14 protein-coding genes are annotated in these 16,130 nt (G+C 44.3%); all 14 read left to right on the forward strand.

What is annotated here, in order from left to right:
- Positions 1 to 521 precede the first annotated feature (521 nt).
- The 14 genes from ACNOGP_RS09450 to ACNOGP_RS09515 all read left to right on the forward strand — a co-directional run bounded on the left by ACNOGP_RS09450 (position 522) and on the right by ACNOGP_RS09515 (position 16,128).
- Complete coding sequence (locus tag ACNOGP_RS09450) at positions 522 to 1,253, forward strand: type III pantothenate kinase (RefSeq protein ID WP_007765277.1); 732 nt, start codon at positions 522 to 524, stop codon at positions 1,251 to 1,253.
- Positions 1,240 to 2,526, forward strand: coding sequence for a hypothetical protein (locus ACNOGP_RS09455; protein WP_272720042.1), 1,287 nt, complete (start codon positions 1,240 to 1,242; stop codon positions 2,524 to 2,526). Before ACNOGP_RS09450 ends, ACNOGP_RS09455 begins: the two co-directional genes overlap by 14 nt.
- A 62-nt stretch (positions 2,527 to 2,588) precedes the next feature.
- Complete coding sequence (locus ACNOGP_RS09460; RefSeq protein ID WP_418214646.1) at positions 2,589 to 3,911, forward strand: hypothetical protein; 1,323 nt, start codon at positions 2,589 to 2,591, stop codon at positions 3,909 to 3,911.
- A gap of 43 nt (positions 3,912 to 3,954) precedes the next feature.
- Positions 3,955 to 4,566 (forward strand): LPS export ABC transporter periplasmic protein LptC, encoded by a 612-nt coding sequence (lptC, locus tag ACNOGP_RS09465; protein ID WP_007758317.1) that lies wholly within the window; start codon positions 3,955 to 3,957, stop codon positions 4,564 to 4,566.
- Positions 4,567 to 4,569: 3 nt separating this feature from the next.
- The gene (locus ACNOGP_RS09470; RefSeq protein ID WP_007758316.1) at positions 4,570 to 5,826 is read left to right on the forward strand and encodes a hemolysin family protein; all 1,257 of its coding nucleotides are present in this window, start codon (positions 4,570 to 4,572) and stop codon (positions 5,824 to 5,826) included.
- Positions 5,827 to 5,945: 119 nt separating this feature from the next.
- Positions 5,946 to 8,087: a peptidylprolyl isomerase gene (locus ACNOGP_RS09475; protein WP_418214647.1), complete on the forward strand. Its 2,142-nt coding sequence runs from the start codon at positions 5,946 to 5,948 to the stop codon at positions 8,085 to 8,087.
- A gap of 355 nt (positions 8,088 to 8,442) precedes the next feature.
- Positions 8,443 to 9,477 carry a 23S rRNA (adenine(2503)-C(2))-methyltransferase RlmN gene (gene rlmN, locus ACNOGP_RS09480; protein ID WP_418214648.1) on the forward strand — a complete coding sequence of 345 codons (1,035 nt, stop codon included), beginning with the start codon at positions 8,443 to 8,445 and terminating at the stop codon, positions 9,475 to 9,477.
- An 18-nt stretch (positions 9,478 to 9,495) separates the two neighbouring features.
- Entirely contained in the window at positions 9,496 to 10,536 is a 1,041-nt protein-coding gene (locus tag ACNOGP_RS09485) for a DUF4837 family protein (protein WP_418214649.1), read from the forward strand.
- A gap of 4 nt (positions 10,537 to 10,540) precedes the next feature.
- Positions 10,541 to 11,635, forward strand: a complete 1,095-nt coding sequence (gene pdxA / locus ACNOGP_RS09490; protein WP_007758311.1) for a 4-hydroxythreonine-4-phosphate dehydrogenase PdxA — start codon at positions 10,541 to 10,543, stop codon at positions 11,633 to 11,635.
- Positions 11,636 to 11,642: 7 nt separating this feature from the next.
- A complete protein-coding gene (locus ACNOGP_RS09495) occupies positions 11,643 to 12,872 on the forward strand; it encodes a sigma-54 interaction domain-containing protein (RefSeq protein WP_186966892.1) in 1,230 nt (409 codons plus the stop codon).
- Entirely contained in the window at positions 12,859 to 13,386 is a 528-nt protein-coding gene (gene lptE, locus ACNOGP_RS09500; protein ID WP_007758308.1) for an LptE family protein, read from the forward strand. Before ACNOGP_RS09495 ends, lptE begins: the two co-directional genes overlap by 14 nt.
- A gap of 5 nt (positions 13,387 to 13,391) precedes the next feature.
- Positions 13,392 to 14,150 (forward strand): tetratricopeptide repeat protein, encoded by a 759-nt coding sequence (locus ACNOGP_RS09505; RefSeq protein ID WP_195534267.1) that lies wholly within the window; start codon positions 13,392 to 13,394, stop codon positions 14,148 to 14,150.
- Positions 14,151 to 14,156: 6 nt separating this feature from the next.
- The gene (gene secG / locus ACNOGP_RS09510) at positions 14,157 to 14,552 is read left to right on the forward strand and encodes a preprotein translocase subunit SecG (RefSeq protein ID WP_007765299.1); all 396 of its coding nucleotides are present in this window, start codon (positions 14,157 to 14,159) and stop codon (positions 14,550 to 14,552) included.
- A gap of 187 nt (positions 14,553 to 14,739) precedes the next feature.
- Positions 14,740 to 16,128, forward strand: coding sequence for an MFS transporter (locus ACNOGP_RS09515; protein ID WP_418214650.1), 1,389 nt, complete (start codon positions 14,740 to 14,742; stop codon positions 16,126 to 16,128).
- Positions 16,129 to 16,130 lie beyond the last annotated feature (2 nt).

Below are 16,130 nucleotides of genomic sequence, written 5' to 3' on the forward strand. Positions count from 1 at the left end.
CGTTTCTTTTGGGGAAATTCTTTTTTATTCGGCGGCGAATATACGAAGAATCGATGTATACTACTTATTGTTTTCTCTATATTATTATATTTATTAGAAAAAAAGCGTGTTATTGAGGGTGAGGGGCTCACCCTCAATAACACGCTTTTTTTCTAATAAAAGAGTATTCTCTCGCGCCTGCGTCCGTGTACGTTATTAATGAAGAGAATCATAATTATATAAAGAGAATCATAGGCTTTTACCCTCAAGATACCCTGTGCTTCACGGTAGCCATTTCTTTATAGCCGATTTTATTTTCATTATAGCTAATCCGGATTTCATTATAGCTAATTTTATTTTCATTATAGCTAATCGGAACTTATCAAATGTATGAAAATCTATAAAGCTTTCAAGTATATAAGCATGGTGAAATCACTTATATTTCAATGGTTTGCAACGTTTTTGATAAGATAATTCTTTTCGTATGCTTCATCTTTTCTTTTTTTACTATACCTTTGCGCCCGCTAAAGATAAAAAACGCATTGAATTTAATTATCGACATAGGAAATACGATGGCGAAAGTCGCTCTCTTCAATGACGGGGAGATGGTGGAAGTGCTTACAGAATCCAATCAGTCGTTGGATTGCTTGAAAGCGCTTTGCGCCAAATATCCGGTGAATCAGGGGATTGTGGCTACTGTCATTGATTTGAACGAACGGGTATTGGCGGATCTGGCTGCTTTGCCGTTTCCTTTACTCTGGTTGAATCATGAGACACCTCTGCCGGTAGTCAACTTGTACGAGACTCCTGAAACATTGGGATACGACCGTATGGCTGCTGTGGTAGGTGCGAATGAACAGTTCCCGCATAGAAATATATTGGTCATTGACGCAGGGACTTGCATTACTTATGAGTTCATTGACTCGAAAGGTCAGTATCATGGCGGTAATATTTCTCCCGGTATGCAAATGCGTTTCAAAGCGCTCCGGCAGTTCACCGGACGTTTGCCTCTGGTGGATACCAACGGGCGCAAACTCCCGATGGGACGGGATACTGAAACGGCTATACGTGCCGGAGTCTTAAAAGGGATGGAATACGAAATTTCAGGTTATATTGAGTCTATGAAGCATAAATATCCTGAACTTTTGGTTTTTTTAACGGGTGGAGATGAATTTTCTTTTGATAGCAGCGTAAAAAGTATCATCTTTGCAGATAGATTTTTAGTGTTGAAAGGATTAAATAGAATTTTAAACTATAATAATGGTAGGATTTAAACACACACTATGTGCGCTTTTGCTCACGATGGTTACCGGAATGGCAATTGCTCAAAATAATACAAACTCTCCTTATACACGATATGGCTATGGCGATTTGTCCGATCAAAGTTTCGGAAATAGCAAGGCGATGGGAGGAATTGCTTTTGGACTCCGTGATGGAGCGCAGATCAATCCATTGAATCCTGCTTCGTATACAGCCATTGACTCTCTGACTTTCATTTTCGAAGGAGGCGTCAGTCTGCAAAATATGAATGTCAATAACGGCGGTGTGAAGCTGAACGCTAAGAACTCTAGTTTTGACTATCTGGCAATGCAATTCCGCTTGCATCCCAGAATAGCAATGAGTGTGGGGCTATTGCCTTTCTCAAGTGTAGGATATAATGTGTCGGAAAGTCATAGCGGTACTGCGGAAACGGATGGTGCCAATAATGCAACGCCGGATTATACGAAAACACTTGCCGGAGATGGCGGGTTGCACCAGTTGTATGCGGGAGTAGGAGTGAAGGTTTTAAAGAATTTGTCTTTGGGAGTCAATGTCTCTTATTTTTGGGGAGATATCACTCGTTCATTGACAATGCTTTATCCGAATACATCTTCTTCTTATTCATTTGTGAGACAGAATGCTGTGTCTGTTTCTGATTATAAGTTGGATTTTGGCGCACAGTATACGCAGGACTTTGGCAAAAAACATTCGGTGACAATCGGTGCGGTTTATTCGCCAAAGCATAATTTGAATAACGATGTAACGGTAACCACACAGGCTAGTACAACGGTCAGCAATGAGTTGGATGCAACATTGGGATTGCCTAATTCTTTTGGTGTGGGAGTTACTTACAATTATAATAGGCAGTTGACAGTAGGTGTTGATTATAGTCTTCAGAAATGGGCTGATGTAAACTATAAGGGGGATGATGTGGACAATGATATGCATGAAACATATACTTACTGTGACCGTCATAAAATATCAATGGGTGCGGAGTACATTCCTAATTTGATAGGACGTTCTTACCTTGCCCATATCAAATATCGTTTGGGAGCTTATTATACGACTCCGTATTATAAGGTCAACGGTGAAAAGGCTTCCCGCGAATATGGAGTGACTGCCGGTTTCGGTTTGCCTGTTCCTCGTTCGCGTTCCATTCTCAGTATAAGTGGGCAGTTTGTCCGCGTCAAAGGATTGGAAACGAATATGGTGAATGAAAACATCTTCCGTGTGAGCATTGGATTGACGTTCAACGAACGTTGGTTCTTCAAGCGCCGGGTAGAATAATTAGTTGCAACAAAGTGAGAGAGAATAGACGACTTTATAATAACAACTAAAATTTAAATACAATGAAGATTAAAACGCTTGTGGCTATGTTGTTCCTTTCAGCAGGGGCGACTACTGTGGTAGCACAGGATGCGAACTGTAATTCAAACAGTAGTATCTCGCATGAAGCTGTGCGTGCAGGTAACTTTAAAGATGCGTATACTCCATGGAAAGCTGTGTTGGAAAATTGCCCGACGCTTCGTTTCTATACTTTTACGGACGGATATAAAATTCTGAAAGGCTTGATGGGACAAATCAAGGACAGAAACAATCCGGATTATCAGAAATACTTTAAGGAACTGATGAATACGCACGATTTGCGTATCAAATATACGCCTGACTTCTTGGCTAAGGGAACAAAGGTCTCTTCTCCTGAAGAAGCATTGGGTATCAAGGCTGTAGATTATATCGCTTTTGCTCCGAAGTTGGACGTAAATCAGGCTTATCAGTGGTTGAGCCAATCTGTTAACGCTGTGAAAGGCGAGTCGGCTGCCGCTACTTTGTTCTATTTCTTGCAGATGTCATTGGATAAGCTGAAAGCGGATCCTACTCATAAGGAACAATTCATTCAGGATTATTTGGCTGCTTCCGAGTATGCAGATGCGGCTATTGCTGCCGAAACTAAGGAATCAAAGAAGAAAGCCTATATGGGTATCAAAGATAACTTGGTCGCTTTGTTCGTTAATAGCGGAACTGCCGATTGTGAATCATTGCAAGGCATTTACGGACCGAAGGTGGAAGCTAACCAAACGGATCTGGCATACTTGAAGAAAGTAATCGATATTATGAAAATGATGAAATGTACTGAAAGTGAAGCATATCTGCAGGCATCATTTTATGCTTATAAAATGGAACCTACTGCCGAAGCTGCCACAGGATGTGCATATCAGGCATTCAAGAAAGGTGATATCGACAGTGCTGTGAAGTTCTTTGACGAAGCGGTGAACTTGGAGACTGACAATTTGAAGAAAGCGGAAAAGGCGTATGCGGCAGCAGCGGTATTGGCTTCCGCCAAGAAACTGTCTCAGGCTAGATCTTATTGCCAGAAGGCTATCAGCTTCAACGAAAATTATGGTGCTCCTTACATTCTGATCGCTAACCTTTATGCGATGAGTCCTAACTGGAGCGATGAATCCGCTCTGAACAAGTGTACCTATTTTGCAGTGATTGACAAACTGCAACGTGCAAAGGCGGTAGATCCTAGTGTGGCTGAAGAAGCGAACAAGTTGATTGGCAGATATTCTGCTCATACTCCGCAGGCTAAAGACCTTTTCATGTTGGGTTATAAAGCCGGTGACCGCATTACTATCGGCGGTTGGATCGGAGAGACTACAACGATTAGATAAATGTATGTTGCGAAAACGAAGAAAACGTTTATTGCATAAAAGCATGAGCATAACAATTGTCCTGGGGACAATTGTTATGCTTCTTTTATTTCCTTCCTGTGGCGGCAAGTCGAAAGCGATAGGTGAAGCTATCACTGAACGGGATTCTCTTCCGATGATGAGTACGCTAGGGGTCACTACCCTTATATCCGATTCCGGAGTGACACGTTATAGAGTGAATACGGAAGAGTGGCAGGTGTTCGACCGAAAGAAACCTTCTTATTGGGCATTTGAAAAAGGAGTATATCTGGAGCAGTTTGACTCTATCTTTCATATAGAAGCCAGTATCAAAGCGGATACTGCCTACTACTATGACAAAGAAAGGCTTTGGAAGCTGATAGGGAACGTAGATATACAGAACCGGAAAGGCGAACGTTTCAATACGGAATTGTTATATTGGAACGAAGCTACTCAGAAGGTGTATTCCGACAAGTTTATACGTATTCAGCAGCCGGACCGTACTATCACCGGACATGGCTTCGACTCCAACCAGCAAATGACAGTTTACACCATTCACAATATAGAGGGTATTTTCTATGTGGATGATGAAGCGGGCACTACGCAGCCGGAACTGAAAGCCTTGCCGGATTCCGTGAAAAAAGATTCTGTGAAATAAGCTATGAATATTTATATCTCTCTAATTATCACTATGGTTTTCTCCGCCTTCTTTTCGGGGATGGAGATAGCTTTTGTCTCGGTAGACAAACTGCGCTTTGAAATGGAACGTAAAGGGGGAGTCACTTCCCGCATCCTGTCTGTCTTTTTCAAGAATCCGAATGAGTTTATCTCCACTATGCTGGTGGGCAATAATATAGCCTTGGTTATCTACGGTATTCTGATGGCACAGATTATCGGAGACAATTTATTGTCGGGATTCATAGAAAATCACTTCCTTATGGTACTGGCGCAGACCGTTATCTCTACCTTAATCATCCTGGTAACCGGAGAGTTTTTGCCGAAAACATTGTTCAAGATCAATCCTAATCTGGTACTGAATGTTTTTGCCGTTCCGCTTATTGTCTGTTACATTATTTTGTATCCCGTCTCCAAATTGTCCTCCGGACTGTCTTGTTTGTTCCTTCGCATTTTTGGTATGAAGGTGAATAAGGAAGCGTCTGATATCGCATTCGGAAAAGTCGATCTGGATTACTTTGTACAGAGTAGTATCGACAATGCCGAGAATGAAGAAGAGCTGGACACGGAGGTGAAAATATTTCAGAACGCGCTTGATTTCTCGAATATAAAAATACGCGACTGCATTGTTCCGCGTACGGAGGTGGTAGCTGTCGATCTGACAACCTCGTTGGACGAACTGAAAAACCGTTTCATAGAGTCCGGTATCTCCAAGATAATCGTATACGACGGGAATATCGACAATGTAGTCGGTTATATCCATTCTTCGGAAATGTTTCGCGCCCCGAAAGACTGGCACGACAATGTGAAGCAAGTGCCAATTGTGCCTGAAACGATGTCGGCTCATAAGCTGATGAAGCTGTTTATGCAGCAGAAGAAGACGATTGCCGTAGTGGTAGACGAATTTGGCGGCACGTCCGGCATTGTGTCGTTGGAAGACCTGGTGGAAGAGATTTTCGGTGATATAGAGGACGAGCACGATAATACCTCCTATATCTGCAAGCAGATAGACGAACATGAGTATGTGCTGGCCGCCCGTCTGGAAATAGAGAAGGTGAATGAGACGTTCGGACTCGACCTGCCCGAATCGGATGATTATCTGACGGTAGGAGGGTTGATCCTGAGCCAATATCAGAGCTTCCCGAAATTACATGAAGTGATTCAGATCGGACGTTATCAATTCAAGATAATCAAGGTGACGGCGACGAAAATCGAACTTGTTCGTTTAAAAGTCTTGGAATAATGACGATAATCAAGAAATTTTTAGCTAATAAATAGAAGCATATTAGCATTTTTTGTATCTTCGTGCGCTAAAACGACAAAAGAAAGAAATAATAATAAACATAAATCGTATTAATCAAAATGGCAACGTTACAAAACATTAGGTCGAAAGGACCTCTATTGGTGATTGTTATCGGCTTGGCGCTGTTTGCTTTCATTGCGGGTGACGCATGGAAAGTGATGCAGCCGCATCAGGCGCATGACGTAGGTGAGGTGAACGGAGACGCTCTTTCCGCTCAGGAGTATCAGAATTTGGTGGAGGAATATACCGAAGTGGTGAAACTCATGCGTGGAGTGAACGCCTTGAACGACGAACAAACCAACCAGGTGCGTGATGAAGTATGGCGTTCATACGTAAACAATAAACTGATCGAAAAGGAAGCAAAAGCTTTGGGACTCACTGTTTCCACTGCTGAAATTCAGGATATTCTGAAAGCTGGTGTACATCCTCTGCTGAGACAGACTCCTTTCCAAAATCCGCAAACAGGCAACTTCGATAAGGATATGTTGAACAAGTTCCTTGTTGAATATGCTAAGATGAACGAATCACAGATGCCGGTACAGTATGCCGAACAATACAATAATATGTATAAATACTGGTCGTTTATTCAGAAAACTTTGATTCAAAGTCGTTTGGCTGAAAAATATCAGGCTTTGGTCGCTAAAGCTCTTCTTTCTAACCCGGTAGAGGCTCAGGACGCTTTCGACGCAAGAGTGAATCAATACAATGTGTTGCTGGCAGGCATTCCTTACTCTTCAGTAGTAGATTCTACAATCGTAGTGAAAGAATCGGAACTGAAAGAACTGTATAACAAGAAGAAAGAACAATTCAAGCAATATCAGGAAGCTCGTGACATCAAGTACATCGATGTACAGGTGACTGCAAGCCCTGAGGACAGAGCTGCTATCCAGAAAGAAGTGGACGAGGCAACTGCTCAGTTGGCTACTACAACAGACGATTACACTTCTTTTATCCGATCGGTAGGTTCGGATGCTCCGTACGTAGACTTGTTCTATAACAAGACTGCTTTCCCCTCGGATGTAGTGGCACGTTTGGACTCTGCTTCCGTAGGTGCGGTATACGGTCCTTACTACAATGGTGCCGATAACACAATCAACTCTTTCAAGATTGTTGCTAAGGCTGCTGCTGCCGACTCTGTCGAATTCCGCCAGATTCAGGTATACGCGGAAGATGCGTTGAAGACAAAGACATTGGCAGACAGTATCTACAATGCGATTAAAGGTGGCGCCAACTTTGTGGAGCTGGCTAAAAAATACGGTCAGACCGGTGATTCTAATTGGTTGACTGCCGCTCAGTACGAAGGTGCGCAGATCGACGGTGATAACCTGAAATTCATCTCTGCCATCAACAATACAGGTGTGAACGAATTGGTGAACTTACCGATGGGACAAGCAAACGTAATTCTGCAAGTAACCAACAAGAAAGCTGTAAAAGACAAATATAAAGTAGCTGTTGTCAAGCGTGAAGTAGAGTTCAGTAAAGAAACTTACAATCGCGCTTACAATGATTTCAGCCAGTTTATCGCAGCCAATCCTAGTGTTGAGAAGATGGTGGCTAACGCTGAAGAAGCCGGATACAGATTGCTTGACAGAGCAGACTTGAACAGCTCTGAACACGGTATCGGTGGCGTGAGAGGTACTAAAGAAGCTTTGAGATGGACATTTGATAAAGCTAAACCGGGTGAAGTTTCCGGCCTGTACGAATGTGGCGAAAGCGATCACATGATGGTTGTAGGCTTGGTGAGCATCAAACCGGAAGGATACCGTTCTTTGAAGTCTGTACAGGATCAGTTGAGAGCTGAAATCGTAAAAGACAAGAAGGCTGAAAAGATTATGGCGGATATGAAATCGGCAAATGCCACTTCATTCGACCAATACAAGTCTATGACTAACGCTGTAAGCGATTCTTTGAAGATGGTTACCTTCGCCGCTCCTGCTTATGTTTCCGCATTGCGCAGCAGTGAACCGTTGGTAGGCGCCTATGCTTCTGTTGCTGAAATGAACAAGTTGAGCACACCTATCAAGGGTAATGCCGGAGTATTTGTACTGCAAGTTTACGGCAAGGACAAACTGAACGAGACATTTGACGCGAAAACGGAAGAAGCTACGTTGGCTAATATGCACGCTCGCTTCGCCAGCCGTCTGATGAACGACTTGTATCTGAAAGCAAATGTAAAGGATACACGCTTCCTGTTCTTCTAACTTATTTCACCACAGATTACACGGATTTTCACAGATTAAAAAGGTGAGTGAAAATCTTTGAATGCTGTAATAAATTAGTGTGGTGCACCATATAGACGTGAATTAGTCGGATTATTATGAATGAATCCGGTTGATTCGCGTCTTTTGCGTTTTCTACATTTTCTACATTTTCCATGCTCTCTATCTTCTCTGCGTTCTCTATGTTTTTTTCTATCTTTTTCTGCATCTCTGCACCTGAGAATTCACTTCTTCCTTCTTCTTCCTCTTCTTAATCTGTGAAAATCTGTGTTAATCTGTGGTGAAACTGACTTTATTTCCTTACATTTGCAGATATAAACCATCAACAGAAAGAAGAATGTCTAAATATCCCCTTTTAGGAATGACCTTCGTAGAGCTTCAAGCATTGGCAAAAAGGCTGGGAATGCCCGGTTTTGCCGCCAAGCAGATTGCGTCCTGGCTTTACGAAAAGAAGGTGACCTCGATTGATGAAATGACTAATTTGTCATTGAAACACCGTGAGTTGCTTAAACAGGACTATGAGGTAGGAGCACTCCCCCCTGTGGATGAAATGCGTTCTGTGGACGGCACGGTGAAGTATCTGTACAGAGTGGGCGATAACCATTTTGTTGAATCGGTTTATATTCCGGATGACGACCGGGCGACGTTATGTGTCTCTTCACAGGTCGGTTGCAAGATGAACTGTAAGTTCTGTATGACCGGCAAGCAAGGCTTTACCGCCAATCTGACCGCCAACCAGATAATCAATCAGATCCATTCATTGCCGGAACGCGACAAACTGACCAACGTAGTGATGATGGGGATGGGCGAGCCGCTTGATAACCTCGATGAAGTACTTAAAGCATTGGAAGTGCTGACCGCCTCTTACGGTTACGCATGGAGTCCGAAGCGTATCACTCTTTCTACAGTAGGACTGCGGAAAGGACTGCGGCGGTTCATCGAAGAAAGCGATTGCCATCTGGCTATCAGCCTGCATGCTCCGGTGGCGGTCCAGCGTTCCGAGTTAATGCCGGCGGAAAAAGCGTTCTCTATTACCGAAATGGTGGAACTGTTAAAAAACTATGATTTTAGCAAACAGCGTCGACTTTCATTTGAATATATTGTTTTTAAAGGACTCAATGATTCGCAGATATATGCCAAAGAGTTGCTGAAGCTCCTTCGCGGATTGGATTGCAGAATCAATCTGATTCGTTTTCATGCCATACCGGGCGTAGACCTTGAGGGAGCGGATATGGATACGATGACCCGTTTCCGTGATTACCTGACATCGCACGGGCTTTTCACTACGATCCGTGCTTCGCGGGGTGAAGATATCTTTGCAGCTTGCGGTATGTTGTCGACAGCGAAACAGGAGGAAAATAATAAGAGTTAATATATAAAACCGAACATCATGAAAAAGTACTTTTCTTATTTGAGCATTGCTTTGGTAACCTTTGTCTTTGCTTCTTGTGGTCTGAAAGGAAACCACACTTCTAGTGGACGTGCATACGAGCTTTTGGTAGTAGTAGACCACGGTGTTTGGGATCGTGCGGCAGGAAGAGCCTTGCATGATGCACTCGATTCCGATATGCCCGGATTGCCGCAATCGGAACCTTCTTTCCGTATCATGTACACTTCACCCAAAGATTATGACTCTACGCTGAAGTTGATACGCAACATTATTATTGTAGATATACAGGATATATATACAAAGGCCTCTTTCAAATATGCGAAAGATGTGTATGCCAATCCGCAGATGATATTGACTATCCAGGCTCCGAACGAAGAAGAGTTCGAGAAGTTTGTGAAGGAGAACAGACAGACGATTATCAATTTCTTCACCCGTGCGGAAATGAACCGCCAGATCACTTCGCTCGAAAAGAAGCACAGCAACTTTATTTCAAGCAAGGTGGACAGCTTGTTCGGTTGCGATATCTGGCTGCCTGCCGAGCTGACTAATTCAAAGACGGGGGAAGACTTCTTCTGGGCTTCTACCAATACCGGTACTGCCGACCGTAACTTCGTGATGTACTCTTATCCTTATACGGATAAGGATACGTTTACCAAAGAATATTTTGTCCATAAACGTGACTCTGTGATGAAAGCCAACATTCCCGGATTCAAGGAAGGCGTTTATATGGCAACCGACAGCTTACTGACGGATGTCCGCCCCATCAATGTGCAGAACAGCTACACGATGGAAGCGCGCGGACTGTGGCGCATGAAGGGTGACTTTATGGGTGGTCCGTATGTGTCGCATACCCGTCTTGACGAGAAGAACCAACGAATCATTACAGCAGAAATATTTGTCTATTCACCTGATAAAATGAAACGCAACCTGGTTCGCCAGATGGAAGCCTCTCTGTACACGCTGAAACTTCCGAACGAAGTTCAGCAGAACCAGATTCCATTGGGAGAGGAAACTAAGGAAGCGGAACAAACTAATAAATAAAAACATGGAAGATAACAAAATAAGAATCGGCATTACCCAAGGAGATATAAACGGGGTAGGTTATGAAGTGATCTTAAAGACTTTCTCGGATCCTACTATGCTGGAGCTGTGCACTCCGATTATTTACGGATCGCCGAAAGTGGCTGCCTATCACCGGAAAGCATTGGATGTTCAGGCTAATTTCAGTATAATTAACAGTGCTTCCGAAGCGGGATACAACCGGCTGAGTGTAGTGAACTGTACCGATGATGAGGTAAAAGTGGAATTCTCCAAACCGGATCCTGAAGCCGGTAAAGCTGCATTGGGCGCATTGGAGCGTGCCATTGAAGAATATCGTGAGGGGTTGATTGACGTTATTGTAACGGCGCCGATCAATAAACATACCATTCAGTCGGAAGAGTTCTCATTTCCCGGACATACCGAGTATATCGAGGAACGGCTGGGCAATGGCAATAAGTCATTGATGATTCTGATGAAGAATGATTTCCGTGTAGCTTTGGTGACAACGCATATCCCTGTCCGGGAGATTGCGACAACGATTACCAAAGAATTGATTCAGGAGAAGCTGATGATATTTCATCGTTGCCTGAAACAGGATTTCGGTATCGGTGCTCCGCGCATTGCAGTACTGTCGCTCAATCCTCATGCCGGTGACGGTGGTTTGCTGGGAATGGAAGAACAGGAAGTGATCATTCCTGCCATGAAGGAAATGGAAGAAAAAGGAATCCTGTGCTACGGTCCTTATGCGGCCGACGGTTTTATGGGTTCGGGCAATTATACTCATTTCGACGGTATTCTGGCGATGTACCATGATCAGGGATTGGCTCCGTTCAAGGCACTGGCAATGGACGACGGCGTGAACTATACGGCTGGGTTGCCGGTGGTTCGCACTTCTCCGGCACACGGCACGGCATACGACATTGCAGGGCAGGGGCTGGCGAGTGAAGACTCTTTCCGTCAGGCAGTCTATGTCGCCATTGATGTGTTCCGCAATCGTCAACGGGAAAAAGCGGCCCGTGCGAATCCGTTACGGAAACAGTATTACGAGAAACGGGATGATAGTGATAAACTGAAACTGGATACAGTAGACGAAGAGTAAAAGAGTAATGACAAGAGCGGAGTTACAACAAGTGAAACAACGTTTCGGTATTATTGGTAATACCGAAGCTTTATCACGCGCCATTGATATTGCTATTCAAGTGGCTCCTACCGATTTGTCTGTGCTGATTACCGGAGAAAGTGGTGTCGGAAAAGAAAGTTTCCCGCAGATTATTCATCAATATAGCCGGAGAAAGCACGGACAGTATATCGCTGTCAACTGTGGAGCGATTCCGGAAGGCACAATTGATTCCGAACTGTTCGGACATGAGAAAGGTGCGTTTACCGGTGCGATCGGCGAGCGGAAAGGTTATTTCGGAGAAGCCGACGGAGGGACAATCTTCCTTGATGAAGTAGGGGAGTTGCCCATGCCTACTCAGGCGCGGCTGCTCCGTGTACTGGAGAGCGGTGAGTTTATCAAAGTCGGTTCGTCACGTGTACAAAAGACGGATGTGCGTATTGTGGCGGCTACCAACGTCAATCTTACGCAAGCCATTGCGGAGGGACGTTTCCGTGAAGACCTGTACTATCGCTTGAATACCGTGCCTATCCAGATACCGCCTCTTCGTGAACGCGGAGATGATGTACTCCTGTTGTTCCGTAAGTTCGCCGCCGACTTTGCAGAGAAATACAGAATGCCGGCCATTCAGTTGACGGAAGACGCTAAGAAAGAATTGCTGGCCTATCCGTGGCCGGGAAATGTGCGCCAGTTGAAGAATATCACCGAGCAGATTTCGATTATTGAAACTAACAGGGAGATTAACGCTGCCATCTTGCAAACTTATCTTCCCGCGCAGAATACACAACGTCTTCCCGCATTGCTGGGTACACGTGAGAGCAAGGGTTTTGAAAGCGAGCGGGAGATTCTTTATTCCGTTCTGTTCGATATGCGGCAGGAAGTGGCGGAACTGAAAAAGATGGTGCACAATCTGATGGCTGAACGTGCCGGACAGGTAAGCCCGGTCAGTGCGGTAGTTGCCACTCCGGTAGTGACGGCGCAACCTTCGGTTCCTGCCATTATTCATCCGGTGCAGCAACCGGCTGTCTGCAAAGATGATGACGATATTCAGGACACGGAAGAATATGTGGAAGAGTCCCTGTCGCTGGATGAAGTAGAAAAAGAAATGATACGCAAAGCACTTGAGAGACATCATGGAAAACGGAAGAGTGCGGCTAAGGATTTGAACATTTCCGAGCGTACACTTTATAGAAAAATAAAAGAATATGATTTGGATTAAAAAGATAACACGCCCTCTGCTGCTGGCGGTTTTGCCATTGGCGGTCATCGCGTGCACTGTTTCCTATAAGTTTAACGGCTCATCTATCAACTATGATAAGGTGAAGACGATTTCCATTGCCGATTTCCCGATAAAGTCGGAGTATGTGTATGCCCCGTTGGCGACGAAGTTCAATGAAGACCTGAAAGATATATTTATCCGCCAGACCCGTCTGCAATTGCTGAAGCCGAATCAGAACGCGGACTTGCAGATTGACGGTGAGATCACGGGATATAATCAGTATAACCAGGCGGTGTCCGCCGATGGTTATTCTTCGGAAACGAAGCTGACCATCACGGTGAACGTCCGTTTTGTCAACAACACAAATCATGCCGAAGACTTTGAACAGCAGTTCTCCGCTTTCCGTACCTACGACTCCAGTCAATTGCTGACGGCCGTGCAGGACGGGCTGATAGCTGAAATGTCAAAAGAGATCACCGACCAAATATTCAATGCAACCGTAGCAAACTGGTAATATAAATGACTTCTGTTAACTTTCAACAATGGATTCAGCATCCGGAGACGCTGAATAGGGATACTTTGTACGAGTTGCGCAATCTGCTTGCGAGGTATCCGTATTTTCAGTCGCTTCGCCTGTTGTACCTCAAAAATCTGTATATTCTCCATGATATCAGTTTCGGCGGGGAGCTGAGAAAGGCCGTTCTCTATATAGCCGACCGACGGAAGTTGTTTCAACTGATTGAAGGCAGCCGTTTCGATCTTCAGTCGCGGAAAAAAGGAGTTCCTTTGACTGAGGTGCTGAAAGACGAGCCTTCGGTAGACCGTACATTGGCTTTGATTGACGCTTTCCTGGCTACGGCACCGGAGGAAGTGACCGCCCAAACCGGCTTCGACTATTCGATGGACTATACTTCCTATCTGCTTGAGGAGACTCCCGGAACGGATGAATCGGCGGAGGAAGCGCCTAAGCTAAAGGGATTTGAGCTGATCGACGATTTCATAGAAAAGAGTGAAAGCGACGCTCCGTTGCATATAAAACCTTTGCGGGAGGAATCGGATGCAATGAGTGATGAATCGGATACGGTGAGTGGGGAAGAAGAGGAAGATGATAGCTGTTTTACAGAAACTTTGGCTAAAATCTATGTTAAACAGCAACGATATTCAAAAGCTCTTGAAATAATTAAAAAATTAAGCTTGAAATATCCAAAAAAAAATGCTTACTTTGCAGACCAAATCAGATTTTTGGAGAAATTGATTATTAACGCTAATTCAAAATAACTAAAAATGTACTTATTATTCGTTATCTTAATGGTGATTGCAGCCCTGTTGATGTGCTTCATCGTGTTGATTCAGAACTCAAAAGGAGGCGGACTTGCTTCCGGTTTTTCTTCATCTAACGCTATTATGGGCGTGCGCAAGACTACAGATTTTCTTGAAAAAGCAACATGGGGTTTGGCTATCTTTATGGTTGTAATGAGCATTGCTACCGCTTATGTGGTTCCTAGTTCGGCTGTTGCTACAGACGCAGTGTTGGAACAGGCACAGAAGGAACAACAAACTAACCCGTATAACTTGCCCGCAGGTACAGCTGCACCGCAAACAGAAGCTCCTGCTGCTGACGCGCCAGCTACCGAGACTCCGGCGCCGGCTACTGAAACTCCTGCTCCTGCAGCAGAATAATTAATAATTTGCCGTTATGCCAGTTTTCGTTCGGCGTTTCGCAGTACATTGGCATATTAGCATATTGTCACATTAACATATTGTTAGGCGCGGATTACGCGGATTACACGGATTCTCAATGTTCCGGGTGGTCAGTGTAATCCGCGCTTAATTGTTTTAGATTATTAATCACTTTTTAAATATAACAATGACAGAACAATTAAAAAAGAAATTGAATGACTCCGCAGTGTTACGCTGGAGTGTTCTTGCATTGGTCGCTTTTACTATGCTATGCGGCTATTTCCTCACTGACGTAATGTCTCCGCTAAAACCCATGCTTGAGAAAGAATTATTATGGGATAGCCTTGATTACGGTTTCTTCACAAGTGCATACGGCTGGTTTAACGTATTCTTGTTGATGTTGATCTTCGGCGGTATCATTCTGGATAAGATGGGTGTCCGTTTTACCGGAATGGGGGCATGTCTGTTGATGGTGTTCGGCTGTGGATTGAAATACTATGCCATTTCTACTACCTTCCCCGAAGGCGCCATGCTTTTCGGCTTCAAGACCCAAGTGACTCTTGCCGCATTGGGATATGCCATCTTCGGTGTGGGTGTCGAGATTGCGGGAATTACTGTTTCCAAGATTATCGTCAAATGGTTTAAGGGTAAAGAAATGGCGTTGGCTATGGGACTTGAAATGGCTACGGCACGTATCGGGACGACTTTGGCCATGGTGATGACTGTTCCTTTGGCGGACTTCTTCGGATATACGGACGAAGGCGGGGCGTTCCATACCAATATTCCTGCTCCTATTTTGTTTTGTCTCATAATGTTGTGTGTAGGTACAATCGCCTTCTTCATTTATACTTTCTACGATAAGAAACTGGATGCGTCGTTGGATGCGGAAGGATTGGAACCGGAAGAGCCGTTCCGTATGAAAGATATTGTGTATATCATTACCAACAAGGGATTCTGGTTGATTGCCCTTCTGTGCGTGCTGTTCTATTCGGCTGTGTTCCCGTTCATCAAGTATGCCGCCGATTTGATGGTTCAGAAGTATAGCGTGGACCCGAAATTGGCGGGAACTATTCCCGGACTGTTGCCGATCGGCGCTATTGTGTTGACACCGTTGTTCGGTTCCTTGTATGACCGTATCGGTAAGGGGGCTACATTGATGGTTGTCGGATCTGTCATGTTGATATTCGTGCATACCATGTTCGCTCTGCCTATCCTGAATGTATGGTGGTTTGCTACGATTATCATGATTATCTTGGGATTTGCTTTCTCGTTGGTACCTTCGGCCATGTGGCCTTCTGTTCCGAAGATTATTCCGGAAAAACAATTGGGTACGGCTTATGCCTTGATCTTCTGGGTACAGAATTGGGGATTGATGGGTGTGCCTTTGTTGATCGGATGGGTACTGAATTCTTATTGCAAAGGTCCGGTAGTGGATGGCGCGCAAACCTATGACTATACATTGCCGATGAGTATTTTTGCTCTCTTTGGCATATTGGCTTTGATCGTTGCTTTGATGTTGAAAGCAGAGAACAGAAAGAAAGGTTACGGTTTGGAAGAAGCAAATATTCAGAAATAAAA

Source organism: Bacteroides difficilis (assembly GCF_048319815.1).
Lineage (GTDB): Bacteria > Bacteroidota > Bacteroidia > Bacteroidales > Bacteroidaceae > Bacteroides > Bacteroides zhangwenhongii.

Excerpts from the sequence above, each read along its gene's own strand:
- lptE (WP_007758308.1), top strand. The coding sequence starts at position 12,859 with ATGATTTGGATTAAAAAGATAACACGCCCTCTGCTGCTGGCGGTTTTG.
- ACNOGP_RS09495 (WP_186966892.1), top strand. The coding sequence starts at position 11,643 with ATGACAAGAGCGGAGTTACAACAAGTGAAACAACGTTTCGGTATTATT.
- ACNOGP_RS09475 (WP_418214647.1), top strand. The coding sequence starts at position 5,946 with ATGGCAACGTTACAAAACATTAGGTCGAAAGGACCTCTATTGGTGATT.
- ACNOGP_RS09515 (WP_418214650.1), top strand. The coding sequence starts at position 14,740 with ATGACAGAACAATTAAAAAAGAAATTGAATGACTCCGCAGTGTTACGC.
- ACNOGP_RS09505 (WP_195534267.1), top strand. The coding sequence starts at position 13,392 with ATGACTTCTGTTAACTTTCAACAATGGATTCAGCATCCGGAGACGCTG.
- pdxA (WP_007758311.1), top strand. The coding sequence starts at position 10,541 with ATGGAAGATAACAAAATAAGAATCGGCATTACCCAAGGAGATATAAAC.
- rlmN (WP_418214648.1), top strand. The coding sequence starts at position 8,443 with ATGTCTAAATATCCCCTTTTAGGAATGACCTTCGTAGAGCTTCAAGCA.
- ACNOGP_RS09460 (WP_418214646.1), top strand. The coding sequence starts at position 2,589 with ATGAAGATTAAAACGCTTGTGGCTATGTTGTTCCTTTCAGCAGGGGCG.
- lptC (WP_007758317.1), top strand. The coding sequence starts at position 3,955 with ATGAGCATAACAATTGTCCTGGGGACAATTGTTATGCTTCTTTTATTT.
- ACNOGP_RS09470 (WP_007758316.1), top strand. The coding sequence starts at position 4,570 with ATGAATATTTATATCTCTCTAATTATCACTATGGTTTTCTCCGCCTTC.
- ACNOGP_RS09485 (WP_418214649.1), top strand. The coding sequence starts at position 9,496 with ATGAAAAAGTACTTTTCTTATTTGAGCATTGCTTTGGTAACCTTTGTC.
- ACNOGP_RS09455 (WP_272720042.1), top strand. The coding sequence starts at position 1,240 with ATGGTAGGATTTAAACACACACTATGTGCGCTTTTGCTCACGATGGTT.
- secG (WP_007765299.1), top strand. The coding sequence starts at position 14,157 with ATGTACTTATTATTCGTTATCTTAATGGTGATTGCAGCCCTGTTGATG.